We start from the raw sequence: 25,084 nt of genomic DNA, 5'->3' as shown, positions 1-25,084 counted from the left end.
CGTGCGCTGCGGTATGGCGGGATAAGGCGCGCATTCTAACAGCCGGGATCTTTGTAGGAGCTGCCGAAGGCTGCGATCTTTTGCTGTTGATTTTTAGGGCCAAGTGCAAAAGATCGCAGCCTTCGGCAGCTCCTACAGGGTTCTGGTTGAAAAGTGATCAGTGCGCTGTACGCTATGTTCGCTGTGGCCTGTAGTCCCTTTCACTCAGGTTATCCACAGGCAGTTCCACAGCGATTGTGGGTAACGCAGCACAGCTCAATGACAACCGTGTGACGTCCAGACCCGCTGCGCGCTGTGATGAAGAATGCCGTGGCGGCGGGCGAGGGCGTGGCGATCCTTGCTGTAGCCGCCGCCGATCACGCCGACCACCGGGATGTCGCGGCCCAGACAATGGCGCATCACGCTTTCATCGCGGGCGGCGACACCTTCGTCGGTCAGTTGCAGATAGCCCAGGGCGTCGTCCTTGTGCACGTCGACGCCGGCGTCATACAACACCAGATCCGGTTGATACAGCGGCAGCAAATAGTTGAGCGTGTCGTCGACTACTTTCAAATAATCGGCATCGCCCATGCCTTTGGGCAGCGGAATGTCCCAGTCACTTTCGGCTTTGCGTGCAGGAAAATTCTTCTCGCAGTGCAGGGAAACGGTAATCGCCTCCGGTGTGTCGTGCAGGATGCGCGCGGTGCCGTCGCCCTGATGCACATCGCAATCGAAGATCAGCACGCGATTGACCCGGCCGCTTTGCAGCAGGTATTGGCTGATGATCGCCAGGTCATTGAAGATGCAGAACCCGGCCGGGTAGTCGTAATGCGCGTGATGGGTGCCACCCGCCAGATGACAAGCCAAGCCATGTTCCAGGGCTTTTTCCGCCGCCAGAATCGAACCGCCGACCGCCCGCACCGTGCGCCGCGCCAGTGCTTCGTTCCACGGCAGGCCGAGGCGCCGCTGGTCCTCGCGAGACAACTCGCCGCTCATGTAGCGTTCGATATAGCTACGGTCATGCGCCAGCGCGAGGATGTCGTTGGGACAGATCTCGGGGCGCAACAGATCGGCGTCACGGGTCAGGCCGCTGTCGACCAGGTGATCGCGCAACAGACGAAACTTGTCCATGGGAAAGCGGTGATCCGCTGGGAACTCGGGGCTGTAGTCTTCGTGGTAGATCAGCGGCAATGGCATGGCTTTTTCGCGTGGGAACGTTGGAAAGAGTGAAGGATCCTACCAGCGATGTAGACTTGCGGCATGGAAACGGAGGGGCACGATGGAGCCGATACTGCAACTGGAAAGCGCACGCCTGCTGATGCGTCAGTGGCAGGACGAGGATTTGCCGGCATTTGCGGCGATGTGTGCCGATCCTCAGGTCATGCGCTACTTTCCGGCACCCTTGAGCCGACTGGAAAGTGCCGCGCTGATCGGCCGGGTACGCGGACATTTTGCCGAGCATGGCTACGGTTTGTGGGCGCTGGAGCGCAAGGACAGCGGCGAGTTCATCGGTTTCACCGGGCTGGGTGTCGTCGGTTTCGACGCGTCATTCACGCCGGCAGTGGAAATCGGCTGGCGTCTGGCCAAGGAACATTGGGGCCTGGGTTACGCCAGTGAAGCGGCGTGGACCGCTCTGCGCTGCGGCTTTGATCGATTGGCCTTGAAAGAGATCGTGTCTTTCACCGCACAAAGCAATCTCCCTTCGGAGAAAGTCATGCAGGCGATAGGCATGCATCACGCGCCGGCCGATGACTTTGATCATCCGAAACTCGCTGCCGATCACCCGTTAAGAAGGCATGTGCTGTATCGCATCACCCGGGAACAATGGCTGCAAACCTTGCATGGATAAGCCGACACGGACGTTTACAATGGCCGCCAAATCATTGGCCTGCGCCAGAATCTGAATCGACCGCCGTAGCCAAGACTGCGCGGTATAGCTTTGTGTGAGGAGAGCCTGAATGAGCCAAGTGTTGGAAGATCTGGTCGATTTGCTGACCCTGGAACCGATCGAAGAAAACCTCTTCCGTGGCCGCAGCCAGGACTTGGGTTTCCGTCAGTTGTTCGGTGGTCAGGTGCTCGGCCAGTCGCTGTCGGCGGCCAGTCAGACCGTTGAAGAAACCCGCCATGTGCATTCGATGCACGGCTATTTTCTGCGTCCGGGCGATGCCAAGTTGCCGGTGGTCTATTCGGTTGATCGCGTGCGCGATGGCGGCAGCTTCAGTACTCGTCGTGTGACGGCAATCCAGAAGGGCCATCCGATCTTCACGTGCAGCGCTTCGTTTCAGTACGACGAAGAAGGCTTCGAGCACCAGACCCAGATGCCAGTCGTGGTCGGCCCGGAAAACTTGCCGTCGGAGCTGGAGCTGACTCAGCAACGTGCGCACCTGATCCCCGAGCACATGCGCGAAAAACTCTTGTGTCCGAAACCGATCGAAGTGCGCCCGGTCACCGAAAAAGACCCGTATAACCCGCAGCCGGCGGATCCGGTGAAATACGTGTGGTTTCGCGCCGACGGTGCGTTGGCCGACATTCCGGCGCTGCACAAATACCTGCTGGCCTATGCCTCGGACTTCGGTCTGCTGACCACCTCGATGCTGCCTCACGGCAAATCGGTCTGGCAGAAAGACATGCAGGTCGCCAGCCTTGATCACGCGCTGTGGTTCCACAATGACCTGCGTGCCGATGACTGGTTGCTCTATGCGATGGACAGTCCGTGGGCCGGCAACTCGCGCGGATTCTCCCGTGGCAGCGTGTTCAACCGTGCCGGGCAACTGGTTGCTTCGGTCACCCAGGAAGGCCTGATTCGGCATCGCAAGGATTGGGCATGAGCCTGGCCGAAGTCCGTCATTGGGTGTTCGACATGGACGGCACCCTGACCGTCGCGGTGCATGACTTCGCGGCGATTCGCGTGGCGCTGGCGATTCCGCCCGAAGACGACATCCTCACCCATCTCGCCGCATTGCCGGCCGATGAAGCGGCGGCAAAGCATGCGTGGCTGCTCGAGCACGAGCGCGATCTGGCATTGGGTTCAACCCCGGCGACGGGGGCAGTGGAGCTGGTGCGTGATCTGCATTCGCGCGGTTATCGCCTCGGCATTCTGACCCGCAATGCACGCGAACTGGCGCATGTGACGCTGGAGGCAATCGGCCTGGCTGACTGCTTTGCCGTCGACGATGTGCTGGGCCGTGATGAAGCACCACCGAAGCCGCACCCGGGTGGTTTGCTGAAACTGGCCGAGGCGTGGAATGTGCCGGCCAGTGAGATGGTGATGGTCGGCGACTACCGCTTTGATCTGGATTGCGGCCGTGCGGCGGGCGCACGCACGGTGCTGGTCAATCTGCCGGATAACCCGTGGCCGGAACTGACGGATTGGCATGCGCAGGATTGTGTCGAGTTGCGGCGGATGTTGCTCACCTGATATCCCGGTTGTTTGATCTGGCCTCATCGCTGGCAAGCCAGCTCCCACAGGGATTTTCAGCGGATGCAAAATGTGTGTCCGACACAACCCACTGTGGGAGCTGGCTTGCCAGCGATGGCGCCAGATCATTCAATACAGGACTTACTCGAACAACGCTTTCTGCCCCTCCGGCGACGTCAGCATCTCATCGCCGTTATGCCCCACCCCCGGCACCTCAACCAGGCGCTGATTCACCCCTTCCGGATGGCGGCGCAGCAAGTAACCGAAAAACAGCTTGCCCCGCTGCAGGCGATACGCCCCCTGCGCTTTTGCCGAGCAACTCTTGTCCAGCGCCGGATGCTGTGGGTCGATGTCCTGCTGGCCGAGCAGATAAATCACCTCACGTTTGATGTAACTGCTTTCAAGCTGCAGCGGCGTTTGCCCACCGGCATACACCGGCATGTCTGACAGACCGTACTTCCAGCGATTGAAGCCCGGACATTGCGCGTGATCGAATGCCACGGGCCGCTGTTCATTGAAATAGGCGTAAGAAGAAGGATTCGCCACCACGTAACGCAGGCGAATGCCGTTGGCCTTGAGCGCAGGCTGATCCTTGGCGAGCAGGGCATAACGCTGCACCACCTGGCCTCCGCCGGAATGGCCAAAAATCACGATCTGCTTGACGTCCGGAAACTGTTTGCGATCGGTGATGCGGGCGACGATTTCGTCCAGCGCCGCATAGGAGCTCAACGGATTCGGACCTGTGGATAAACCGCCGCCCATCCACTCGTTGCCTTTCCAGCGCAACACCGTCGCGGGCAAAGAGTACAAGGGCACGTCACTTTCATTGAGAAACTGCGGGGCGATCACCAGCGTGTGCGCGGTTTGCCCCGCCAGTTCAGCTGCGCTTTCGGCGCTCTTGCGATAGGTCTCGGCGTTGCGCAGGCGACCGTGAATGACGATCAGCACACGCTCGATTTTCTCCGGCGCAGGGCCGATACCCACCGCCATTTCCCCGGCCTTGAGTTGCAATCGCCCGGGGCTGATCGCGTCGACGGCAGCCGCTTGCGCGGTGCTGCCGACGATCAGTAAAGCCAAAAGCCATTTATGCATTTACAGGTTTTTCGCCGCAAAGGTGTCGCACTGGCTGACCTGGCCCTGCGCGAATCCGGTTTTGAACCAGCGCACCCTTTGCGCCGACGTACCGTGAGTGAACGAGTCCGGCACCACACGGCCCTGACCCTGTTGTTGCAAGCGATCATCACCGATGGCGTTGGCCGCGTTCATGGCTTCTTCAATGTCACCCGGTTCCAGCCAGTTCAGGCGCTTCTGCGCGCTGTAGGCCCAGACGCCGGCCAGACAATCGGCCTGCAGTTCCTGACGCACCAGCAAGCCACCGTCACCTTCCATCTGCCGACCTTGCTGACGGGCTGTCTGAATTTTCGCCGAGACACCGAGAAGCGTCTGCACGTGATGTCCGACTTCGTGAGCGATCACGTAGGCCTGGGCGAAGTCGCCGGCGGCCTTGAAGCGTTGCGACATTTCCTGGAAGAACGCCATGTCCAGATAGACTTTCTGGTCGGCCGGGCAGTAGAACGGGCCGGTGGCCGAGGTGGCCAGGCCGCACGCGGAGTTGACCCGGTTGCTGAACAGCACCAGAGTCGGATCCTTATATTGCCGGCCAGCCTGCTGGAAAATCGTGCCCCAGGTGTCTTCGGTGTCACCGAGGATCGAGCGCACGAACTCTGCCTGTTCATCGTTGGCCGGCGGTGCCTGGCGGGTCTGCGAAGTGGCTGCCGGTTGTTCGGACATTTGCCCGGTGAGCTGGCCGAGGATCTGCAGCGGGTCTTGCCCGGTGATCCAGCCGATGCCGACGATCAGCAGAATCGCCCCGATGCTCAGGCCCTTGCCGCCGCCAAAGCGCATGCCACCGCCACCGCCGGCATCATCACCACGGGCATCGACGACGTTGTCACTGCGTCGGCCTTTTTTCCATAGCATGTGGGAATCCTCTATTGAACGTGATGATGAGTGTTGCTGGTGCGTGAGTATGGCGCCAGTCCGGTCGTCAGACACCCGGGTTGGCCCGGCGGTTCTATCGTCGTGTAAATCCGGACTCATGTACGGAATTGGCACTATAACGTCGCGCTATCAATAGTTGCGCATTCTCCATTCCTGTCAAAGCCGGTTTTAAACCATTTGACTCGCTGTTCGGATGTGCCATGGGTGTAGTGCTTCGGGGCAACTCCGTGTCTGTCGTCACCTAACGCGCGCGCAACCGTCAGGGCTTCCTCGATATCTCCCGGTTCCAGCCAGTTGAACTTCTCTTGTGCAGCGCGAGCCCAGGCCCCCGCCAGGCAGTCTGCCTGCAACTCCGCGCGGACACTGAGACCGTTTTCTCCGGCGATGGATTCACCTCTGTCATCGGCGTCCTGAATTTTCTTCAAGTGTCCTGATAGGCTCTGGACGTGGTGCGCGACCTCATGGGCGATGACGTACGCCTGGGCGAAATCGCTGACGGTCGAAGAGATGGCCGCCTGTCGTGCGAGGGAGTCGAGGTTGATAAAGATTTTTTGATCGGGTGGGCAATACATCGGGCCGTCCACACCTGTGCGCAATACACCGCAGGTCGTCGAAGTATCTACGTCATACAGAACCAGAGTTGGCGGCGAATATAGTTTCCCGTGATTTGCCAAAAGCTCACTCCATATCTCTTCGGTACTTCCCAGCACCGCCTCCACGAAAGAGCGATGCGGATCGTCTTTGGCATAAGGTAAGAACACCGCATCAATCTCGCCCTTCGTCGAGGCGACCGGTGCTGGGTCTTTTGCCGACTCCCCCATCCAGTAAACGCCAGAGCCGGCTCCAATGGAGGCGAGCAGGCCTGCAGTCAGCAGAGCCCCCGTTTTGCTATGGACCCGGTTGTCCTTCCTTTGGTCGTCCACGTTTTGGCTGGGTTTTGGTTTATTCCATAACATTGTGCGTATCTCTCATAGGTTGATCAGGCGGAAATCGCCAGGCCCATGAATAACCGCGGTGGTCAATTGCTTGCAGGGCAAATCTGTAAAAGCGCGTAAGACGATTCCAGCCAAAAAGACCAAAGTGCTTTTTTTCCGTATTAACTTGTCGAAGTTGCCTATGTCATAAAAGACTCGGCTAGCAGGCAGCACCGGTTTTGCGCTCGTGTTCTAAGGTTTCCCGGCGATGCCGTGCGCTGTTCGCCCACTATTTCGAATGTTGTCTGTGAGAGTCTGACGCCCGGCTCTAGATTGTTTCGCAGTATTTACAAGGAGTGCTCATGACCGTCAGTACACCGTTATCCGGCGTCAACCAACCCTTCAAAGGGATCATGCTGATCGTCGTGGCGACCTTCCTGTTCTCCAGTCATGACGCGCTGTCGAAGTACCTCTCCGGGTTTTATCCTATCGTGATGGTGGTGTGGGCGCGCTATGTGGTGCACACCCTGCTGATGGCGGGAATTTTTCTGCCGCAATCCGGGTTGCGCGTCCTGCGCACCAAGAAGCCTTTGTGGCAGTTGATCCGCGCACTTTGCCTGCTCGGCACCAGTCTGTTCTTCACCACGGCGCTGATGTACATCCCGCTGGCAGAAGCCACGGCGGTGAACTTTCTGGCGCCGGTGCTGGTGACAGCGTTGTCGGTGCCACTGCTCAAGGAGCGAGTGACCCGTAGTCAATGGATCGCGGTGATTTGCGGTTTTATCGGCGTACTGATCATCGTCCATCCCGGTGGCGAACTGTTTACACCGGCTGTTTTGCTGCCGCTGTGCTCGGCACTGTTTTTTTGCTTCTACCAGTTGCTCACTCGCAAGCTCGCCGAAGTCGACAGCCCGACCACCAGCAACTTCTTCGCCGGGTTGTGCAACACGTTGGTGATGAGTGCGCTGGTGCCGTTCTTCTGGCAGGTGCCGACGTTGACCCATGCCGGGCTGATGCTGGCGCTGGGCAGTTGCGGGATGACCGCGCACCTGTTCCTGACCCAGGCATTCCGCCATGCCGCGCCGGCGTTGCTGGCGCCGTTCGGGTATTGCCAGATTGTGTTTGCGGGGCTGTTGGGCTGGCTGCTGTTCAATCACACGCCGAGTGGGTTGACGGTGATCGGTATTGCAGTGATCTGTTGCAGCGGTTTGGCGGCAGCGTGGCAGCAGAGCCGCCGCTGAAAGTAGCGACACAAAACCCCTGTAGGAGCTGCGGCACGCTGCGATCTTTTGATCTTGTTGTTAAAGATCAAAAGATCGCAGCGTGCCGCAGCTCCTACAGGGGTTGGATCACTCGGTGATGGTTGGAATCTTGCGCGGCGCCATGAAGTACATCCAGATCAGCGCGAGGAAATACATCGCCGGAATCAGGGTGAACAGCACGGTGTAGTTGTTATTCGTCACGGTCAGGATGTGGCCGACGATCTGGGTCATGAACATCCCGCCGATCGCCGCGCACATGCCGCCGAAGCCGAACACCGTACTCATCATGTGCTTGGGCGTGTAGTCCATCACCAGGCTCCAGATGTTCGCGGTCCAGGCCTGATGCGCGCCGATCGCCAGGGAGATGGCAGCCACAGCAACCCACAGATTGGCGGAACCGGCGGCCATGACCACACCGATGATGCAGCAGGCGAACAGGAACATCGACAGCAACCGCGCCTTGATCGAGTTCATGCCGCGACCGATCAGGAACGAGGACAGAATGCCGCCACCGACACTGCCGAAGTCGGCCGTGACGTAGATGATGATCAACGGAATACCCATCTGGGTCACGTTGATGCCCAGATTGTATTGCTGATTGAGAAACGGCGGCAGCCAGTACAGGTAAAACCAGAAAACCGGCGCGGTCAGCGAGTAGGCGAGGGCGAAGGCCCAGGTGCCACGCATGCGCAGGATCTTCGAGAACGGCACGCGGGCCTGTTCCGGTTCGACTTCCTGCTGGATGTAATCCAGTTCGGACTGTTTCACGCTCGGGTGGTCTTCCGGGTTGAAGTACTTCAAGCCCCAGAACACCAGCCAGATGCCGCCCAGTGCCGCCATGCACAGAAACGCTGCCTGCCAGCCCCACACATGCAGAACCAGTGGTAACAACATCGGCGTGAACATGGCGCCGACATTGGTGCCGGCGTTGAAGATGCCGGTGGCGACGGCGCGTTCACCAGCGGGGAACCACAGGCGCGTGGTTTTCACGCAGGCCGGGTAATTCGCCGCCTCGGTCAGACCGAGAATAAACCGGCAGACCATGAAACCCACCGCCGAAGTGGCCAGGCCGTGTGCGCCGGTGGCCAGGCTCCAGAGCAGCACGGCGCAGAAGAACACGCGCTTGACGCCGACCCGGTCGATCAGCCGCCCTTGCAGGACAAAACCGATGGCGTAGCCGACCTGAAACCAGAAGTTGATGTTGGCGTAATCCATCGCCGTCCAGCTCATTTCCTTGGCGAGGATCGGTTGCATGACGCCGAGGGCGGCGCGGTCGATGTAGTTCAGGGTGGTGGCGAAAAACACCAGCGCCAGCATGCCCCAACGGGTTTTGCCGACCGCCATGGCGCCGCGGATCTTGTCGCCGATGCCACCGTTGGCAGTGCTCATGGCCGGGGCCATGCGGGAAGTCTGTGAAGGAATCATGTGTTCCACCCGTTTTTGGATTTGTTATTTGGTGTTCTTTTGTTGTCGAACACTGCGACCGGTGGTTCATGTCCGGACTCAATGTGCAGTCGATGTTGGGCAGTGGACGAAAAATCGTCAATTCGTCAAACCGCCATTGTGTTCGATAATCGCCCGCAAAACTAACCGGGTAGTACACTTTAAATTGCTGCGCGAGGTGATGCAGCCAATAATTTCCCCACGATAAAAAACCATCTCGTGTAGGAGCTGCCGAAGGCTGCGATCTTTTGATTTTGCTGTTTTGGGAATCAAGATCAAACGATCGCAGCCTTCGGCAGCCCCTACAGTAAGGATAAAGCGGCGCAGTCCGGGAGTAGAAACATGCAGCGTTCCATTGCCACGGTTTCCTTGAGCGGCACCCTGCCGGAAAAACTCGAGGCCATCGCCGCCGCCGGGTTTGACGGGGTGGAGATTTTCGAAAACGACCTCCTGTACTACGACGGCAGCCCGCGGGAAATTAAACAGATGTGCGCCGATCTCGGCATCGCCATCACCCTGTTCCAGCCGTTCCGGGATTTCGAAGGCTGCCGCCGTGATCGGCTGGCGCGCAATCTGGAGCGGGCGGAACGCAAGTTCGATCTGATGCAGGAACTGGGTACCGACCTGGTGCTGGTGTGCAGTAACGCCTCGGCCGACAGCGTTGGCGATCAGCAGATTCTGATAGATGACCTGCGGCTTCTGGCGGAGCGCGCTGGGGCACGCGGTTTACGCATCGGTTATGAAGCGCTGGCGTGGGGCCGACACGTAAACACTTATCAACAGGTCTGGGATATCGTGCGTCAGGCCGACCACCCAAGCCTTGGCGTGTTGCTCGACAGCTTCCATACCTTGTCGCTGAAAGGCGATCCGTCTGCCATCGCCAACATACCCGGCGATAAGATCTTTTTCGTGCAAATGGCTGATGCGCCGATCCTGGCAATGGATGTGCTGGAGTGGAGCCGACATTTCCGCTGTTTTCCGGGGCAGGGTGAATTCGATCTGCCGGGCTTCCTTGCGCCGATTATTCAGAGCGGTTACACCGGGCCGCTGTCGCTGGAAATCTTCAACGATGGTTTCCGTGCCGCGCCGCCACGGGCTAACGCGGCCGACGGTTTGCGTTCATTGCTGTACCTGGAGGAGAAGACTCGGCTGCGCCTGGAGCAGGACGCGACCCCCGTTGCCAATCGCGAAATTCTCTTCGAAACGCCCAAGGCCAGCGAGTACAACGGCGTCGAGTTTCTTGAGTTCGCCGTCGACGAAAGCCTCGGCGCCAAGCTCTCGAACTGGCTGGAACGCCTGGGTTTCGTCAAGGCCGGGCAGCACCGCTCCAAAAGCGTGAGCCTGCTGCGTCAAGGTGATATCAACCTGATCCTCAATTCTGAGCCGTACTCGTTTGCGCACAGTTTTTTCGAGGCCCACGGTCCATCGCTGTGCGCCACCGCCGTGCGGGTCAAGGACAGCGCCAGTGCACTGGCCCGTGCCGTTGCTTATAAAGGTCAGCCCTATCGCGGGTTGGTCGGGCCGAACGAGCTGGAATTGGCGGCGGTACGCGCGCCGGACGGCAGCCTGATTTATCTGGTGGATGAACAGGCGGATGTCTACGGCACCGACTTCAATCTGCTGCCCGACACACCGGGACGTGGCGGCCTCAAGCGCATCGATCACATGGCCATGGCACTGCCGGCGGACAGCCTCGACAGTTGGGTGCTGTTCTATAAAAGCCTGCTGGATTTCGAGGCCGACGACGAAGTGGTCCTGCCCGACCCGTATGGTCTGGTGAAGAGCCGCGCGTTGCGCAGTCGCGACAGCTCGATCCGATTGCCGCTGAATATTTCCGAGAACCGCAACACGGCGATTTCCCACGCACTGTCGAGCTATCGCGGTTCCGGTGTGCATCACATCGCCTTCGATTGTGATGACATCTTCGCCGAAGTCAGTCGCGCCAAGGAGGCGGGGGTGCCGTTGCTGGATATCCCGCTCAACTATTACGACGATCTCGCCGCGCGTTTTGATTTCGACGACGAATTCCTCAGTGAGCTGGCGTATTACAACGTGCTGTATGACCGCGATGCGCAGGGTGGCGAGCTGTTTCACGTCTACACCGAGCCGTTTGAGGGGCGCTTCTTCTTCGAGATCATCCAGCGCAAAAATGGCTATGCCGGGTATGGTGCGGCGAACGTTGCGGTGCGTTTGGCCGCGATGGCCAAATCACGCAGTGGCGCGGTGCGTCAGGCGAAGTTGTAGGTAATTCGTAAACGCGGGATTAAACACGGGTCGCGCGGCTTCCTTCACTGTGCGGCTCGGCCCATAATCGCCAGCCTGTGCAGTGATGGCCGTGAGCCCGCAATGACAATAAATTCAGAACTTTCCGCAGCCCCCGTCGAGTCCGCCGCAGAGCCGCGCAAAAGTCGCAAGAACAACCCGGAAAAGACCCGTGAGAACATCTTGCAGGAGGCGATCGTCGAGTTCGTCCAGCAGGGATTGTCCGGTGCCCGCGTCGACGCGATTGCCGAGCGCATCCACACCTCCAAACGCATGATCTACTACTACTTCGGCAGCAAGGAGCAGTTGTACGTCGAGGTGCTGGAAAAACTTTACGGCGATATCCGTAACACGGAAAACCGTCTGCACCTGGCTGAATTGCCGCCAGTGGTGGCGATTCGGCGGCTGGTCGAGTTCACCTTCGATCATCACGACCGCAACGTCGATTTCGTGCGCATCGTGTGCATCGAAAACATCCACAACGCCGAGTTCGTGAAGCGATCCGACGCGATCAAGGCGATGAACAACACCATCCTCGATTCACTCGGCGAGATTCTGCGCCGGGGTGCCGAGGAGGGTGTATTCCGCGCCGAGCTCGATGCGCTGGATGTGCATTTGTTGATCAGTTCGTTCTGCTTTTATCGCGTGTCGAACCGCCACACGTTCAGTGAGATTTTTCAGATTGATCTGCCGGACGAAAGCATCAAGCAGCGTCATCGCGAGATGATTTGCGATTCGGTGTTGCGCTATCTGCAGGCCTGACAAATCAAAAGATCGCAGCCTTCGGCAACTCCTACAGGTTTTGTAGGAGCTGCCGAAGGCTGCGATCTTTTGATCTTTAAATGTCCATGCTTTGAAAATGCGCCAGCATCCGCTGCGCATCCGGCACCACGCCGCTGAACAACTCAAACGCCTTCACCGCTTGAAACACCGCCATATTGCCGCCATCCAGTGTCCGGCAGCCCAATGCGCGGGCATTACGCAACAATTCGGTTTCCAGCGGGAAATAGACGATTTCCGCCACCCACAATTCCTTGCGCAACAGCTCGACCGGCACCGGCATACCCGGCAGTTTGGCCATGCCCATTGGCGTGGTATTCACCAGGCCGTCAGCCTGATTCAGTGTGCTTGGCAAGTCGTGACCAGCTACCGCGCGACCCGGACCAAAATGCTGATTCAGGTTATTTGCCAGACTCTCGGCACGGTCACGATCTACGTCGAAAATACTCAGTTGCTGTACGCCTTCGCTCAACAGCGCGTGGGCCACTGCCGCGCCAGCGCCACCGGCACCCATCTGAACGACGCGCTCGCGGGCAGCGTCCTTCAAACCACGGCGAAAACCCTCGGCAAACCCGAGGCAATCGGTGTTGTGGCCGACACGTTTGCCATCCTTGAGCACCACGGTATTCACCGCGCCGATGCCGCGCGCTTCGTCAGACAGTTCGTCGAGCAGCGGGATGATCGCTTGCTTGCACGGGAAGGTGATGTTCAAACCGGTGTAGTTCATCCGCTCGGCAGCCAGTAACAAGTCGGGCAGGGCGCTGCTATCCATGTGCAGTTGGTCGAGGTCGATCAACCGGTACAGATAACGCAGACCCTGTGCGTCGCCTTCGTGTTCATGCAGCGCAGGCGTACGCGAGGCCTGAATGCCGGCGCCGATCAGCCCGGCCAGTATTACGTTTTTGCGAATCATGCCGCGCATCCCTTCAGCCGCTGGCTGAAATGTTCCAGGGCCAGACGATAGCCATGGCTGCCAAACCCGCACATCACTGCCGTGGCGATGGCGGAAACGAAGGAGTGGTGACGGAACGCCTCGCGTGCGTGGACGTTGGACAGGTGCACTTCGATCACTGGCAATTCGCTGGCCACCAATGCATCACGAATCGCCACTGAGGTGTGCGTCCAGGCCGCCGGATTGATCACGATCCCGGCGCAACGGCCACGGGCGGCGTGAATCCAGTCGAGCAATTCGCCTTCGTGATTGGTCTGGCGAAACTCCACGGTCAGGCCGAACTCCTCACCGGCACGACCGCACAGGGCAGAGATGTCAGCGAGGGTTTCGTGGCCGTAAGTTGCTGGCTCACGGGTGCCGAGCAGATTCAGGTTCGGGCCGTTAAGCACCAGAACGATAGGGGGCATGAGAGGAAACTCCACTTATTGTTTTTGGCTTTGGCCGAGGGTTTCGGCCTGTGGAGATAAAATGTACTAGATGGTTACATGGGTCAATTGAACGCTTGGTTGCTTTGGGTTTTTTGTTCGGTGATCGCACAGATCAAAAGATCGCAGCCTGCGGCAGCTCCTACATTTTGAACGCACTCCCCCTGTAGGAGCTGCCGCAGGCTGCGATCTTTTAAGGCACCCACAAAAAAGCCGTCATCACGACGGCTTTCTTGTATCCAGCATCTGCAATCAGCGCCGGGTCAGCAGCACACCCGATTCCATGTGATGCGTCCACGGGAACTGGTCGAACAACGCGCACTGGGTGATGCGGTGCGTGTCGTGCAACTGGGCGATGTTGGCCGCCAGGGTTTCCGGGTTGCAGGAGATGTACAGGATGTTGTCGAAACGCCGGGTCAGTTCGCAAGTGTCCGGGTCCATGCCGGCGCGCGGTGGATCGACGAATACGCTACCGAACTCGTAGCTTTTCAGGTCGATACCGTGCAGGCGACGGAACGGACGGACTTCGTTGAGCGCTTCGGTCAGCTCTTCGGCGGACAAACGTACCAGCGTGACGTTATCCACAGCGTTTTCGCTGAGGTTGCTCAACGCGGCGTTGACCGACGTCTTGCTGATTTCGGTGGCCAGTACTTTACGCACGCGGGTCGCCAGCGGCAGGGTGAAGTTGCCGTTGCCGCAATACAGCTCCAGCAGATCGTCAGGGCGATCGCCCAGCGCTTCGTAAGCCCAGTTCAACATCTTCTGGTTCACCGTGCCGTTAGGCTGGGTGAACGCGCCTTCCGGCTGGCGGTAGCTGAAGGTGCGGCCGCCGACTTCAAGTTGCTCGACCACATAATCCTGGCCGATGACTTCGCGTTTGCCCTTGGAGCGACCAATGATGCTGACGCCCAGATCCGCCGACAACCGGGTCGCCGCCGCGTGCCAATGCTCGTCCAGCGGACGGTGGTAGCACAGGGTGATCATTGCGTCGCCGGCCAGTGTGGTCAGGAACTCCACCTGGAACAGCTTGTGACTCAACGCCGAACTGGCCTGCCACGCAGCCTTCAATTGCGGCATCAACTGGTTGATGCGCAGGCTGGCAATCGGGAATTCTTCAATGAGGATCGGCGTGCGCTTGTCGTCCTGGGAGAACATTGCGTAATGCCGCTCACCGCCCTCGCGCCACAGACGGAATTCGGCACGCAGGCGGAAGTTCGCAAGCGGCGAGTCGAACACGGTCGGCTCGGGTGCATCGAACGGCGCCAGCAGATCACGCAGGCGCGTGACCTTGGCTTCCAGTTGTTCGGCGTAAGCTTTGGAATCGAAAGTCATGCGTTGAACCAACCCAACTTGATCACGAACAGAATCGACAGAATCACCAGCGCCGGGTTCAGCTCACGAGCGCGGCCCGACAGCAGCTTGATCGCGGTCCAGGAGATGAAGCCAAACGCGATGCCGTTGGCGATCGAGTAAGTGAATGGCATGGCCAGCGCAGTCACAACGACAGGCGCGGCGACGGTGATGTCATCCCAGTCTATTTCCGCCAGGCCAGAAGTCATCAACACGGCGACGAACAGCAGCGCCGGTGCAGTGGCGAAAGCCGGAACGCTGGACGCCAGTGGCGAGAAGAACAACGCCAGCAGGAACAGAATCGCCACGACGATGGCCGTCAGGCCGGTACGGCCGCCAGCACTTACGCCAGCAGCGGATTCGATGTAACTGGTGGTGGTCGACGTGCCCAGCAGCGAACCGGCCATGGCCGCGGTGCTGTCGGCGATCAGTGCGCGCCCCATTTTCGGCATGTGGCCGTCCTTGCCCATCAGGCCGGCACGCTTGGCAACGCCGATCAGGGTGCCGGAGTTGTCGAACAGGTCGACGAACAGGAAAGCGAAGATCACGCTGACCAGACCGATGTCCAACGCGCCTTTGATGTCCAGTTGCAGGAAGGTCGGCGCCAGCGAAGGTGGCAACGAGGTCACGCCGCCGAACGGGGTGAAGCCCATGGCGATCGAGGTAATGGTCACTGCCAGAATGCCGATCAGCACCGCGCCGCGCACTTTCAGCGCTTCGAGAGCAACAATCAGGGCGAAGCCGAGGGTGGCGAGGATTGGTGCAGGTTGTTTCAGGTCACCGAGGCCGACCATGGTCGCCGGGTTGCTGACCACGATGCCGGCGTTGTGCAAGGCGATCAGCGCCAGGAACAGGCCGATACCGGCAGCAATTGCTGAACGCAGGGGCAGCGGGATGCTGTTGATGATCCATTCGCGAATGCGGAAGATCGACAACAGGAAGAACAGGACCGCGGAAATGAACACCGCACCCAGCGCCACTTGCCAGGTGTGGCCCATGTGCAGGACGACGGTATAGGTGAAGAAGGCGTTCAGACCCATGCCCGGTGCGAGGGCGATCGGGTAGTTGGCGATCAGGCCCATGACCGTCGAGCCAATGGCCGCGGCCAGGCACGTGGCGACGAACACCGCGCCCTTGTCCATGCCGGTCTCGCCGAGAATGCTCGGGTTGACGAACAGAATGTAGGCCATGGCCAGGAAAGTCGTGATGCCCGCCAGAATCTCGGTCCGCACGTTGGTGTTGTGTGCCTTGAGTTGAAACAGCCTTTCCAGCATGTCCGCTCCCCGTGGCGCGCGTGGCGCCGTGAATGTATCGACCTCAACAGCAAAGCACAGACCGTAGCAAGCGCCTGGGAAATTATGGTGGGCCGGAAAAAGCCGCGCATCATACCAGCAGCGTGAGGAATATGGCGGATGTTGGTGTCGATCGTCGGCGAAGTTTTGCGCTGTGGTCAACTGGGCCATACTGCGCGCAGTTTTTTGGTGATGGGGGAAGCATGAGCAAGTGCCGGTTTAAAGCGTTTGGATTGATCGCAGGCCTGATGGCCGGGACGTCGGCAGTGTGGGCCGCCTCGGCGCCGCCCTTGTCGCAAGTCAAAGTGATCAAGGTGCAATCTTCGGCCTGCGGCCTTGAAGACATTGCCGATGGTCAGGCGCAAACCCAGTGCAATCACAACGGCGCGAGCATCAAGGTCTACGTGCTGGAAGTCGGTTATGGCCAGAACCAGCCGCAGGCCACGCTCGACGGTTTTGAAGTGAATGGCACCCGGTCCCCTGTCTGTGCCTTTGATACCGGCAATCTGACCGAATGCACGCCCGGCAGCAAAACCGTCGGCTCTCTTTATACCTTCGATCTGGCGGGCAAGCAGGAAGGCACCTTCACCTTCAGCAACACCTCGATCAACCCTCCGCGCAACACGATGTCGACGCAGCTTTACATCAAGTAACGGCTGTTGCTGCGCGATCCGGGCGAAGCTGACTACGCTTTGAAGATCACCCAGCGGAAAGCGCCCATGACCTTTAGAGCCCTGATTACCCTCGCCGAGGGCATCGATGATCTGCACAGCGTGACCCTGATCGACGTACTGCGCCGCGCCGGCATCGAAGTGCTGGCGGCCAGCATCGAAGGCCGGCGCATGTTGACCTGCGCCCGCGGCACACGCCTGACCGCTGACGGCATGTTGGTCGATGTGCTGGCGCAGACCTTTGACCTGATCGTCCTGCCCGGCGGTGCCGTCGGTTCGCAACACCTGGCGGCGCATCAACCGCTGCAACAACTGCTCAAGGATCAGGCCAGCGCCGGACGCCTGTTCGCCGCCATCGCCGAATCCCCGGCCGTCGCCCTGCAAGCCTTCGGTGTTTTACGCCAGCGACGCATGACCTGCCTGCCGAGCGCCAGCCATCAATTGTCGGGTTGTACGTTTGTTGATCAACCCGTTGTCGTCGACGGCAACTGCATCACCGCCCAGGGCTCCGGCGCCGCGCTGGAGTTTGCACTGACGCTGGTCGAGCAACTGGGCGGCAAGGCGCTACGGGTGAAAGTGGCGGGGGAGTTGGTGGTTTGAATAGCTTCAAACCTTCACCTCTTCCACCGGCACATGCATCCGGTCGCGGTTAGCCAGCGTCGGGAACAGTTTGATCCACGTCCCCGTCACCACCAGCGTGCCAATCCCGCCCATGACCACCGCCGGCACGGTGCCGAACCAATGGGCGGTGACGCCGGATTCGAATTCGCCCAACTGGTTCGAGGCGCCAATGAACAGGCCGTTGACCGCGCTGACCCGCCCGCGCATTTCGTCCGGGGTTTCCAGTTGCACGAATGAGGCGCGGATGACCATGCTGATCATGTCTGCCGCGCCGAGCACCACCAGCACCGCCAGCGAGAACCAGAACGAAGTCGACAGGCCGAAGGCAATGGTCGCGACACCGAAGATACCGACAGCGGTGAACATCACCCGGCCGACGTTACGCTCTACGGCAAAGCGCGCGAGGAACAGCGACATCCCCAGCGCGCCGACTGCCGGCGCCGAGCGCAGCAAACCAAGACCCCACGGCCCGGTCAGCAAAATATCCTTGGCGAATACCGGCAGCAGCGCAGTGGCGCCACCGAGCAGCACCGCGAACAGATCCAGCGAAATCGCCCCGAGAATGTCCGGGCGGCTGCGGATGAAGCGAATCCCTGCCAGCAGTGAGTCCAGCGTGGCTTTGCCTTTGTTCAACGGTGTCTGACGGGCCGGCAGGTTGAGCATCAACGTGCAGGCAATCACATACAGCAGCACGGTCGGGCCATAGACCCAGACGCTGCCGAACGCATAGAGCAGACCGCCGAGCGCCGGGGCAACGATGGTTGCCGATTGTTGCGCCGATTGCGCCGCCGCGACGGCCCGCGGGAACAGCGCACTGGGCACGATGCTCGGCAACAGCGCCTGAGTGGTCGGCATCTCGAACGAGCGCGCTGCGCCGAGCAGGAAGGCGAGGATGAAGATCATCTCCCGGGTTACGTGATCGGTGGCGCTGCCAATGGCCAGCGCCAGAGCGATCAACGCCTGCAAGGACTGGCAGATGGCAGCGACCTTGCGCCGGTCGTAGCGGTCGGCGACGTGCCCGGTGTGCAGCATGAACAGCAGGCGCGGGGCGAATTCGACCAGCCCGACCAGTCCCAGATCGAGGACGTTGCCGGTCAGTTGATAGAGGTTCCAGCCGATGGCCACGGTGAGCATCTGAAAGCCGCTGGCCGTGAAAATCCGTGCAAACCAGAACGCAAGGAAGGGGCGATGATGACGTAACAGCAGGGGCTCTTGGCTGGGCATCTGAAGGCAGGTCTGGCTCGGAGGGAATTGCGAGATTATCACCAGTCTGTAACAGGAAGTTGCTATGACAAAAAAATTAGTTAGGCAGACATCGATTTTCCTATGAGCGCGAATCAACCCTGTGGCGAGGGGATTTAGCGAAACGTCGCACCGCCCCGTTCGGCTGCGCAGCAGTCGCAAATTCGGCGACGCGATTCGATTGAAGGACGCGTTGAATGGATTCGGGGCCGCTTCGCAGCCCAACGGGGATAAATCCCCTCGCCACAGGGAACTGCACTCATCAAAAAAACCGGTTCAGGTGTTCGATCAGGCAATGAGGCAACTTGTCACGCGGCAAACGGCCACGCGGTTGTTCGTCGCAAATGGGACTACTCTTTCAACGTTGCTTGATCCAGATCAAGACCTCAAACGGAATTGATCCGGTGGCCAGTTGGCCAGACTCCCTGCGTCGCGATGTGTTTAAAAAGAACGAATCAGAATTCGCCGCACTCCATATCCGTGGGGGCAGTGGGTGCAGGCCTCCGGGTCCGCAGCCGGTATTACCTGACAGAGGAAGCCATATGTTCGGTTTAGAGGCACTCGATCTCGCCCGAATTCAATTCGCGTTCACCATCTCGTTCCACATCCTGTTCCCGGCCATCACCATCGGTCTGGCGAGTTACCTCGCGGTGCTCGAAGGCCTGTGGCTGAAAACTCATAACGACACCTACCGTGACCTCTACCATTTCTGGTCGAAGATCTTTGCCGTCAACTTCGGCATGGGCGTGGTTTCCGGGCTGGTCATGGCCTATCAGTTCGGCACCAACTGGAGCCGTTTTTCGGACTTCGCCGGTGCCGTCACCGGGCCTTTGCTGACGTATGAAGTGCTCACGGCATTCTTCCTTGAAGCCGGTTTCCTTGGCGTGATGCTGTTCGGCTGGAACAAGGTCGGCCGCGGCTTGCACTTCTTCTCCACGGTGATGGTGGCGATCGGTACGTTGATCTCGACCTTCTGGATTCTGGCCTCCAACAGCTGGATGCAGACGCCGCAAGGCTTCGAAATCATCAACGGTCAGGTGATCCCAACCGACTGGTTTGCAATCATCTTCAACCCGTCTTTCCCTTACCGCCTGATGCACATGGCGACTGCGGCGTTTGTTGCGACGGCATTTTTCGTCGGCTCGTCAGCGGCCTGGCACTTGCTGCGCGGCAAGGACAACCCGGCGATCCGCACCATGCTGTCGATGGCGATGTGGATGGCACTGATTGTTGCGCCGATCCAGGCAGTCATCGGTGATTTCCACGGTCTCAATACCCTCAAGCATCAACCGGCAAAAATCGCCGCGATCGAAGGCCACTGGGAAAACAAGGGTGACGAAGCGACACCACTGATCCTGTTCGGCTGGCCGGACATGAAGGAAGAGAGAACCAAATTTGCCGTGGAGATTCCGTATCTCGGCAGCCTGATCCTCACGCACTCGCTGGATAAGCAAGTACCTGCGCTCAAGGACTTCCCGCCCGAAGACCGGCCGAATTCGACCATCGTGTTCTGGTCGTTCCGGATCATGGTCGGCCTTGGAATGCTGATGATTTTCACCGGCCTGTGGAGCCTGTGGCTGCGCAAGCGCGACACGCTCTACACCTCGCGTCCGTTTCTTTATCTGGCGCTGTGGATGGGGCCGTCTGGTCTGATTGCGATCCTCGCAGGCTGGTTTACCACTGAAATCGGCCGCCAGCCGTGGGTGGTTTACGGGCTGATGCGCACGGCTGATGCGTCTTCCAATCACAGCTTCGCGCAGATGAGCATCACGCTGATCATGTTTGTGGTGGTGTATTTCGCGCTGTTCGGTGCCGGTCTCGGCTACATGATGCGCCTGGTGCGCAAGGGGCCGAAGATCAGCGAGGGCGAAGCAACACCGGAAGGTGGGCCTGGCAAGAAACGCACACCGGCCCGTCCGTTGTCCGCAGCCGACGATTCGTCCGATGCCGACCACGGCGACGACGTCACCCTGAACAAGGAGATTTGACTCATGGGTATTGATCTTCCGCTGATCTGGGCCGTGATCATCATCTTCGGCATCATGATGTACGTGGTCATGGACGGCTTCGACCTCGGGATCGGGATCCTCTTCCCGTTCATTCCGGGCAAGGTCGACCGTGACGTAATGATGAACACCGTCGCCCCGGTCTGGGACGGCAACGAAACCTGGCTGGTGCTCGGCGGCGCGGCGCTGTTTGGCGCTTTCCCTCTGGCGTACTCGGTGGTGTTATCGGCGTTGTACCTGCCGCTGATCTTCATGCTGATCGGCTTGATTTTCCGCGGCGTGGCGTTCGAGTTTCGTTTCAAGGCCAAAGACGACAAGCGCCACCTGTGGGACAAGGCGTTCATCGGTGGCTCGGTGGCCGCGACGTTCTTTCAGGGGGTCGCGCTCGGGGCGTTCATCGATGGGTTGCCGGTGGTCAATCGGCAATTTGCCGGCGGATCGCTGGATTGGCTGACACCGTTCACGATGTTCTGCGGCGCGGCACTGGTGGTGGCTTACGCGTTGCTCGGCTGTACATGGCTGATCATGAAGACCGAAGGCAAGCTGCAAGAGCAGATGCATAACCTCGCTCGACCACTGGCCTTCGTGCTGTTGGCGGTGATCGGTATTGTCAGTATCTGGACGCCGCTGGCCCACCCGGACATCGCGACGCGCTGGTTCAGCATGCCTAACCTGTTCTGGTTCATGCCGGTGCCGATTCTGGTGCTGGTGACGATGTATGGCTTGATCCGCGCCGTGGCGCGTAACGCCAACTACATGCCGTTCCTGCTGACGCTGGTGCTGATCTTCCTCGGCTACAGTGGTCTGGGCATCAGCCTGTGGCCGAATATCGTGCCGCCGTCGATCTCGATCTGGGACGCCGCCGCACCGCCGCAAAGTCAGGGCTTCATGCTGGTCGGCACGCTGTTTATCATCCCGTTCATCCTGGGTTACACCTTCTGGAGCTACTACGTGTTCCGCGGCAAGGTTACCCATGAAGACGGTTATCACTAAAGCTGTGGGAGCGGACTAGTTCCGGGCGGTGTTCCGGCGATGGCGTCGGCTGCGGCGCCATCGTTCTAACTGAGGATCGATGCAATGACTGGCAAACATTCCCTGCACGACATTAAAGAAGCCGAAAAAAAGCCGCTGTGGCAGCGGCTCGGCTGGTTGGCCATGATCTGGGTCGGTAGCGTCGGCGCACTGTTTATCGTTGCGAGCCTGATGCGCATGTTCATGAACGCTGCAGGTCTGACCACTCATTGAAACGTCTGGTCGCCTTCGAGGCGTGGATTTGAAACCCTCCGAACGGAGGGTTTTTTTTGCCTGCCGTTTTACTTGCGGGCTTTGAGAATCACGAATTTCGGTGTGTTTGCCACTTGCTCGACGCCGCGGAACAGCCGCGCCAGTTTGCTGTGATAGCCCAGATGGCGGTTGCCGACGATGTACAACGCACCACCCACCACCAACGCTTCGCGCGCTTGCTGGAACATGCGCCAGGCCAGGAAATCACCGACCACTTGCTGCTGATGGAACGGCGGATTGCACAGCACCACGTCAAGCGATTGCGCTTCCTGACCGGCCAGACCGTCGCCGGCACGCACGATCACGTCGCGATCACCGAGCGCTGCGCGCCAGTTCTCGGCAGCCGACTGCACCGCCATGAACGATTCGTCGACCAGCGTGTAGTGCGCGTCGGGGTTTTGCAGGGCGCTGGCAATTGCCAGCACACCGTTGCCGCAGCCAAGGTCGGCGACCCGTGCAGTGCCAAGGTTCTTCGGCAGATGCGGGAGAAAGGCACGGGTGCCGATGTCCAGGGCTTCTCGGCAGAACACGTTGGCGTGGTTGAGCAGTTCGATGGCCGGAGTGTCGAGACGATAACGCGAAGGGTAGGGTGACACCGCCGCTTCTTTCGCTTCAGGGGTGGCAACCAACAGTCGTGCCTTTTTCACTGCCAGTGAAGCCTGCACCGGGCCGATGTAGCGTTCCAGCAAATCGCCAGCAGCGCGCGGCAGGTGTTTAACCATGGCGGCGGCGACCACTTCTGCGCCGGGCGCCAGTTGCCCTTGCAGGCGAATCAGTTGTTCTTCCAGCAAGGCCAGGGTCTTCGGTACGCGGATCAGTACTCGGTCGAACGGACCGACCAAAGGCTCGCTCGCCGGGATCCCCTGGATCGCATCGAAGGCCTGGCCGTTGCGCAGCAGGTTTTTTTCCAGGCCCTGAAAGCCGAGAAATGAGTCGCCGCTGCTGCTGACTTCAACCTTGCCCAATAGACTGGCGGCCAACGCGCCGAAACTATCGTTTAGGACCAATACCCGTGTGCTGGCCACCGGTTGCTGCGCCGCCAGATGATTGAGCAGGTATTCATCGGCTGCGTCGAAAGCTTGCAGCGGTTCATTTTGCTGTTCGGGCTGGCGGATCAGGTCGAGTTGGGCAAAGGGCGTGTCAAGCAAGGGCATGGGGCGGGGACTCAGGGTGATCAAGGTGTGTTCCGCGGCCGGGTCTCTTGCGGCGGAACCCGACCAAGTGGACTGCGACGCTGGCAGTTGGCGTCATCACTCGGGAAGGGCACAAATGGTACGTTTTTTTCCAGTGGAATACCCGTAAGTTTTGAAGGGCGCCAAGCGGCAGGTTCAGATAATGCCAGCTCTGGCCGCGGCGATAACCGCAGAAATCTTGTTGCAGACGTTGAGTTTCTCAATCACGTTTTGTACGTGATAGTTGACGGTACGCTCGCTCAGGCTGAGAATTTTTGAAATCTCATACGCTGTCTTTCCGCCGGCGGACAATTGCAGAACCTCTAGTTCTCGTGGCGAAAGGTGCGGCTGGTCGGGCTTGGTCGACTGCTTTGGCAACGTACGAGCAAACAATTCGCTCAAATGACTGGCTGCATAGAAGATGTAGCCAAAATGTTCATACAGTTCGAGTGGGCTGATCGGGCAGTGCTTGCGCGCCAGGCTGAGGATACTGCACAAGCCGCTTTCCTTGTGATGGAAGGATTGCGACCAGCCATGTTGCAGGCCTTGTTGCTGCAAGGCTTGCCACACCTGCGGAGCCTTCGCATACAGCGTTTCATTCCAGACAATCGGCATCATCGAGTGATTGCAGTGTGCTATTACCGGGTCTATTGAACTGAATTTTTTTTGTTCATACTGTGTGTTCCATTCTTCGGGGTAGTTATTGATTTGCAAGGTGTTTGGCGATGTAACTTGTTTCGGCAACGCAACAGTTACGGCACAAAAGTTGAAACCAAGATTTTCGGCAAATCTGAGCAATATCGGATACGCAGTATCGATGCCCTTGGCGAAAGTCAGCTGCTTCAACTGCGACTCCTTCCACGTTTCCATTAAAAAATGCTCCGTGCAATTTCTGGGGTGCCTCTTGGATCCAATCCGATCCGCACGAAAACGAGTGTAGGACGTTTCCCACTTGGCGTTCTGATTATTTTGCTCTTGGATCAAGTGATTATTTGAATGACTGGTTATTAAGTACAGAGTGTTTTATATGTGACTTATCATTGTTACAGAATTTTACTTGTGAACAAGAAATGGAAAAGTGCACTCACCTTATCCAAAGGACAGACATCCTGATATCACTACAAATCAGTGGTTTTTAAGCGCACGACTTTGCGCGAGACTGTTGGTCAACCGTTGAATGGAGTGCCCAATGACTGCCAGCACAGAAAAATTCACCCATCAGACCTTGCTCGACGTGCAGCCGTTGACGCCCAGCCTGTTCACCTTGCGTACCACCCGGGATCCCGGGTTTCGCTTCCGAGCCGGTCAGTTCGCCCGACTCGGCGTGATCAAGGCCGATGGCAGCACGGTGTGGCGCGCCTACTCCATGGTGTCCTCACCGTTTGACGAGTTTCTTGAGTTTTTTTCTATCGTAGTACCCGGAGGCGAGTTCACCAGTGAACTGAGTCGACTGGAGGTCGGCGATACCTTGATGGTTGAACGTCAGGCCTATGGCTATCTGACCCTTGATCGTTTCGTCGACGGGCGGGATTTGTGGTTGTTGTCCACGGGTACGGGAGTCGCGCCTTTCCTTTCTATCCTGCAGGATTTCGAAGTCTGGGAAAAATTCGAACGGATCATCCTCGTATACAGCGTCAGGGAAGCGCGCGAACTGGCTTATCAGTCGTTGATCGCTGAACTGGCACAGCGTGATTATCTGGCGGAGCACATCCACAAGCTGCAGTACATTGCGACTGTCACTCGCCAGACGCACCCCGGCGCGCTGAACGGGCGGATCACGACACTGATCGAGAACGGTGAGCTTGAGCGAGCCGCCGGTGTGGAACTGTCTGCCGAACACTCGCGCGTCATGCTGTGTGGCAATCCGCAGATGATCGACGACACGCGCGCCTTGCTCAAACAGAGGCACATGAGCCTGAGCCTTACTCGGCGGCCTGGCCAGGTGGCGGTTGAAAACTACTGGTAAACAAACGGCGCCTCGCAGGCGCCGTTGTTTATGGTGTAGCGGAT

General features: G+C 59.0%; 24 protein-coding genes. 12 read left to right on the top strand and 12 right to left on the bottom strand.

Annotation, left to right across the window (positions count from 1 at the left end; all coding sequences use genetic code 11):
• Positions 1-255: 255 nt before the first annotated feature.
• Positions 256-1,176: a histone deacetylase family protein gene (locus tag ACA061_RS23225; RefSeq protein ID WP_150617330.1), complete on the bottom strand. Its 921-nt coding sequence runs from the start codon at positions 1,174-1,176 to the stop codon at positions 256-258.
• Positions 1,177-1,258: 82 nt separating this feature from the next.
• Here ACA061_RS23225 and ACA061_RS23220 point away from each other — a divergent pair, with 82 nt between their 5' ends.
• The 3 genes from ACA061_RS23220 to ACA061_RS23210 all read left to right on the top strand — a co-directional run bounded on the left by ACA061_RS23220 (position 1,259) and on the right by ACA061_RS23210 (position 3,397).
• Positions 1,259-1,828, top strand: coding sequence for a GNAT family N-acetyltransferase (locus ACA061_RS23220; RefSeq protein ID WP_150617331.1), 570 nt, complete (start codon positions 1,259-1,261; stop codon positions 1,826-1,828).
• 109 nt (positions 1,829-1,937) lie between these two features.
• Positions 1,938-2,807, top strand: a complete 870-nt coding sequence (tesB, locus tag ACA061_RS23215; protein ID WP_150602153.1) for an acyl-CoA thioesterase II — start codon at positions 1,938-1,940, stop codon at positions 2,805-2,807.
• A complete protein-coding gene (locus ACA061_RS23210; protein WP_210554871.1) occupies positions 2,804-3,397 on the top strand; it encodes an HAD family hydrolase in 594 nt (197 codons plus the stop codon). The genes tesB and ACA061_RS23210 overlap by 4 nt, the downstream gene beginning before the upstream one ends.
• A gap of 141 nt (positions 3,398-3,538) precedes the next feature.
• On the opposite strand, the gene ACA061_RS23205 is transcribed toward ACA061_RS23210, so the two are convergent.
• The 3 genes from ACA061_RS23205 to ACA061_RS23195 all read right to left on the bottom strand — a co-directional run bounded on the left by ACA061_RS23205 (position 3,539) and on the right by ACA061_RS23195 (position 6,354).
• Complete coding sequence (locus tag ACA061_RS23205) at positions 3,539-4,489, bottom strand: alpha/beta fold hydrolase (protein ID WP_497300106.1); 951 nt, start codon at positions 4,487-4,489, stop codon at positions 3,539-3,541.
• Positions 4,490-5,377, bottom strand: a complete 888-nt coding sequence (gene ypfJ, locus ACA061_RS23200; protein WP_150602156.1) for a KPN_02809 family neutral zinc metallopeptidase — start codon at positions 5,375-5,377, stop codon at positions 4,490-4,492.
• A gap of 134 nt (positions 5,378-5,511) precedes the next feature.
• Positions 5,512-6,354: a neutral zinc metallopeptidase gene (locus ACA061_RS23195; protein ID WP_497300105.1), complete on the bottom strand. Its 843-nt coding sequence runs from the start codon at positions 6,352-6,354 to the stop codon at positions 5,512-5,514.
• A gap of 320 nt (positions 6,355-6,674) precedes the next feature.
• Here ACA061_RS23195 and ACA061_RS23190 point away from each other — a divergent pair, with 320 nt between their 5' ends.
• Entirely contained in the window at positions 6,675-7,553 is an 879-nt protein-coding gene (locus ACA061_RS23190; protein WP_210701833.1) for a DMT family transporter, read from the top strand.
• 108 nt (positions 7,554-7,661) lie between these two features.
• Here the strand turns inward: ACA061_RS23190 and ACA061_RS23185 are convergent, their stop codons facing one another.
• The gene (locus ACA061_RS23185; protein ID WP_150602159.1) at positions 7,662-8,999 is read right to left on the bottom strand and encodes an MFS transporter; all 1,338 of its coding nucleotides are present in this window, start codon (positions 8,997-8,999) and stop codon (positions 7,662-7,664) included.
• A gap of 360 nt (positions 9,000-9,359) precedes the next feature.
• Between ACA061_RS23185 and quiC the strand changes: the two genes are divergently transcribed.
• Together quiC and ACA061_RS23175 are read left to right on the top strand one after the other, a co-directional pair.
• Entirely contained in the window at positions 9,360-11,261 is a 1,902-nt protein-coding gene (gene quiC / locus ACA061_RS23180) for a 3-dehydroshikimate dehydratase QuiC (protein WP_210701834.1), read from the top strand.
• A gap of 102 nt (positions 11,262-11,363) precedes the next feature.
• On the top strand, positions 11,364-12,041 hold the full coding sequence (locus ACA061_RS23175) for a TetR/AcrR family transcriptional regulator (RefSeq protein ID WP_497300104.1): 678 nt from the start codon (positions 11,364-11,366) through the stop codon (positions 12,039-12,041).
• Positions 12,042-12,117: 76 nt separating this feature from the next.
• On the opposite strand, the gene ACA061_RS23170 is transcribed toward ACA061_RS23175, so the two are convergent.
• The 4 genes from ACA061_RS23170 to ACA061_RS23155 all read right to left on the bottom strand — a co-directional run bounded on the left by ACA061_RS23170 (position 12,118) and on the right by ACA061_RS23155 (position 16,060).
• A complete protein-coding gene (locus ACA061_RS23170) occupies positions 12,118-12,972 on the bottom strand; it encodes a shikimate dehydrogenase (RefSeq protein WP_497300103.1) in 855 nt (284 codons plus the stop codon).
• On the bottom strand, positions 12,969-13,418 hold the full coding sequence (gene aroQ, locus ACA061_RS23165; RefSeq protein ID WP_042561186.1) for a type II 3-dehydroquinate dehydratase: 450 nt from the start codon (positions 13,416-13,418) through the stop codon (positions 12,969-12,971). The genes ACA061_RS23170 and aroQ overlap by 4 nt, the downstream gene beginning before the upstream one ends.
• Positions 13,419-13,688: 270 nt before the next feature.
• Positions 13,689-14,768: a tRNA (uridine(54)-C5)-methyltransferase TrmA gene (trmA, locus tag ACA061_RS23160; RefSeq protein WP_210554878.1), complete on the bottom strand. Its 1,080-nt coding sequence runs from the start codon at positions 14,766-14,768 to the stop codon at positions 13,689-13,691.
• The gene (locus tag ACA061_RS23155; RefSeq protein WP_497300102.1) at positions 14,765-16,060 is read right to left on the bottom strand and encodes an NCS2 family permease; all 1,296 of its coding nucleotides are present in this window, start codon (positions 16,058-16,060) and stop codon (positions 14,765-14,767) included. Before ACA061_RS23155 ends, trmA begins: the two co-directional genes overlap by 4 nt.
• A gap of 221 nt (positions 16,061-16,281) precedes the next feature.
• On the opposite strand from ACA061_RS23155, the gene ACA061_RS23150 reads away from it, so the two are divergent.
• Together ACA061_RS23150 and ACA061_RS23145 are read left to right on the top strand one after the other, a co-directional pair.
• On the top strand, positions 16,282-16,731 hold the full coding sequence (locus ACA061_RS23150) for a DUF4879 domain-containing protein (protein WP_497301989.1): 450 nt from the start codon (positions 16,282-16,284) through the stop codon (positions 16,729-16,731).
• A 66-nt stretch (positions 16,732-16,797) separates the two neighbouring features.
• The gene (locus ACA061_RS23145; protein WP_497300101.1) at positions 16,798-17,349 is read left to right on the top strand and encodes a DJ-1 family glyoxalase III; all 552 of its coding nucleotides are present in this window, start codon (positions 16,798-16,800) and stop codon (positions 17,347-17,349) included.
• 6 nt (positions 17,350-17,355) lie between these two features.
• Here the strand turns inward: ACA061_RS23145 and ACA061_RS23140 are convergent, their stop codons facing one another.
• Complete coding sequence (locus tag ACA061_RS23140; RefSeq protein ID WP_150617344.1) at positions 17,356-18,594, bottom strand: MFS transporter; 1,239 nt, start codon at positions 18,592-18,594, stop codon at positions 17,356-17,358.
• A 560-nt stretch (positions 18,595-19,154) separates the two neighbouring features.
• Here ACA061_RS23140 and ACA061_RS23135 point away from each other — a divergent pair.
• The 3 genes from ACA061_RS23135 to ACA061_RS23125 all read left to right on the top strand — a co-directional run bounded on the left by ACA061_RS23135 (position 19,155) and on the right by ACA061_RS23125 (position 21,863).
• On the top strand, positions 19,155-20,600 hold the full coding sequence (locus ACA061_RS23135) for a cytochrome ubiquinol oxidase subunit I (RefSeq protein WP_497300100.1): 1,446 nt from the start codon (positions 19,155-19,157) through the stop codon (positions 20,598-20,600).
• Positions 20,601-20,603: 3 nt separating this feature from the next.
• A complete protein-coding gene (cydB, locus tag ACA061_RS23130) occupies positions 20,604-21,611 on the top strand; it encodes a cytochrome d ubiquinol oxidase subunit II (RefSeq protein ID WP_150602171.1) in 1,008 nt (335 codons plus the stop codon).
• 84 nt (positions 21,612-21,695) lie between these two features.
• The gene (locus ACA061_RS23125; RefSeq protein ID WP_150595284.1) at positions 21,696-21,863 is read left to right on the top strand and encodes a DUF2474 domain-containing protein; all 168 of its coding nucleotides are present in this window, start codon (positions 21,696-21,698) and stop codon (positions 21,861-21,863) included.
• A gap of 68 nt (positions 21,864-21,931) precedes the next feature.
• Here the strand turns inward: ACA061_RS23125 and ACA061_RS23120 are convergent, their stop codons facing one another.
• Both ACA061_RS23120 and ACA061_RS23115 read right to left on the bottom strand, forming a co-directional pair.
• On the bottom strand, positions 21,932-23,056 hold the full coding sequence (locus ACA061_RS23120; RefSeq protein WP_497300099.1) for a methyltransferase: 1,125 nt from the start codon (positions 23,054-23,056) through the stop codon (positions 21,932-21,934).
• Between the two features lie 174 nt (positions 23,057-23,230).
• Positions 23,231-23,944: an autoinducer binding domain-containing protein gene (locus ACA061_RS23115; protein ID WP_497300098.1), complete on the bottom strand. Its 714-nt coding sequence runs from the start codon at positions 23,942-23,944 to the stop codon at positions 23,231-23,233.
• A gap of 319 nt (positions 23,945-24,263) precedes the next feature.
• On the opposite strand from ACA061_RS23115, the gene ACA061_RS23110 reads away from it, so the two are divergent.
• Positions 24,264-25,040, top strand: coding sequence for a ferredoxin--NADP reductase (locus tag ACA061_RS23110; protein WP_497300097.1), 777 nt, complete (start codon positions 24,264-24,266; stop codon positions 25,038-25,040).
• Positions 25,041-25,084 lie beyond the last annotated feature (44 nt).

This window comes from Pseudomonas sp. LBUM1668, from assembly GCF_059695715.1.
This window is presented reverse-complemented; position numbering and strand designations above follow the sequence as displayed.

Excerpts from the sequence above, each read along its gene's own strand:
- ACA061_RS23225 (WP_150617330.1), bottom strand. The coding sequence starts at position 1,176 with ATGCCATTGCCGCTGATCTACCACGAAGACTACAGCCCCGAGTTCCCA.
- ACA061_RS23220 (WP_150617331.1), top strand. The coding sequence starts at position 1,259 with ATGGAGCCGATACTGCAACTGGAAAGCGCACGCCTGCTGATGCGTCAG.
- tesB (WP_150602153.1), top strand. The coding sequence starts at position 1,938 with ATGAGCCAAGTGTTGGAAGATCTGGTCGATTTGCTGACCCTGGAACCG.
- ACA061_RS23210 (WP_210554871.1), top strand. The coding sequence starts at position 2,804 with ATGAGCCTGGCCGAAGTCCGTCATTGGGTGTTCGACATGGACGGCACC.
- ACA061_RS23205 (WP_497300106.1), bottom strand. The coding sequence starts at position 4,489 with ATGCATAAATGGCTTTTGGCTTTACTGATCGTCGGCAGCACCGCGCAA.
- ypfJ (WP_150602156.1), bottom strand. The coding sequence starts at position 5,377 with ATGCTATGGAAAAAAGGCCGACGCAGTGACAACGTCGTCGATGCCCGT.
- ACA061_RS23195 (WP_497300105.1), bottom strand. The coding sequence starts at position 6,354 with ATGTTATGGAATAAACCAAAACCCAGCCAAAACGTGGACGACCAAAGG.
- ACA061_RS23190 (WP_210701833.1), top strand. The coding sequence starts at position 6,675 with ATGACCGTCAGTACACCGTTATCCGGCGTCAACCAACCCTTCAAAGGG.
- ACA061_RS23185 (WP_150602159.1), bottom strand. The coding sequence starts at position 8,999 with ATGATTCCTTCACAGACTTCCCGCATGGCCCCGGCCATGAGCACTGCC.
- quiC (WP_210701834.1), top strand. The coding sequence starts at position 9,360 with ATGCAGCGTTCCATTGCCACGGTTTCCTTGAGCGGCACCCTGCCGGAA.
- ACA061_RS23175 (WP_497300104.1), top strand. The coding sequence starts at position 11,364 with ATGACAATAAATTCAGAACTTTCCGCAGCCCCCGTCGAGTCCGCCGCA.
- ACA061_RS23170 (WP_497300103.1), bottom strand. The coding sequence starts at position 12,972 with ATGATTCGCAAAAACGTAATACTGGCCGGGCTGATCGGCGCCGGCATT.
- aroQ (WP_042561186.1), bottom strand. The coding sequence starts at position 13,418 with ATGCCCCCTATCGTTCTGGTGCTTAACGGCCCGAACCTGAATCTGCTC.
- trmA (WP_210554878.1), bottom strand. The coding sequence starts at position 14,768 with ATGACTTTCGATTCCAAAGCTTACGCCGAACAACTGGAAGCCAAGGTC.
- ACA061_RS23155 (WP_497300102.1), bottom strand. The coding sequence starts at position 16,060 with ATGCTGGAAAGGCTGTTTCAACTCAAGGCACACAACACCAACGTGCGG.
- ACA061_RS23150 (WP_497301989.1), top strand. The coding sequence starts at position 16,282 with ATGAGCAAGTGCCGGTTTAAAGCGTTTGGATTGATCGCAGGCCTGATG.
- ACA061_RS23145 (WP_497300101.1), top strand. The coding sequence starts at position 16,798 with ATGACCTTTAGAGCCCTGATTACCCTCGCCGAGGGCATCGATGATCTG.
- ACA061_RS23140 (WP_150617344.1), bottom strand. The coding sequence starts at position 18,594 with ATGCCCAGCCAAGAGCCCCTGCTGTTACGTCATCATCGCCCCTTCCTT.
- ACA061_RS23135 (WP_497300100.1), top strand. The coding sequence starts at position 19,155 with ATGTTCGGTTTAGAGGCACTCGATCTCGCCCGAATTCAATTCGCGTTC.
- cydB (WP_150602171.1), top strand. The coding sequence starts at position 20,604 with ATGGGTATTGATCTTCCGCTGATCTGGGCCGTGATCATCATCTTCGGC.
- ACA061_RS23125 (WP_150595284.1), top strand. The coding sequence starts at position 21,696 with ATGACTGGCAAACATTCCCTGCACGACATTAAAGAAGCCGAAAAAAAG.
- ACA061_RS23120 (WP_497300099.1), bottom strand. The coding sequence starts at position 23,056 with ATGCCCTTGCTTGACACGCCCTTTGCCCAACTCGACCTGATCCGCCAG.
- ACA061_RS23115 (WP_497300098.1), bottom strand. The coding sequence starts at position 23,944 with ATGGAAACGTGGAAGGAGTCGCAGTTGAAGCAGCTGACTTTCGCCAAG.
- ACA061_RS23110 (WP_497300097.1), top strand. The coding sequence starts at position 24,264 with ATGACTGCCAGCACAGAAAAATTCACCCATCAGACCTTGCTCGACGTG.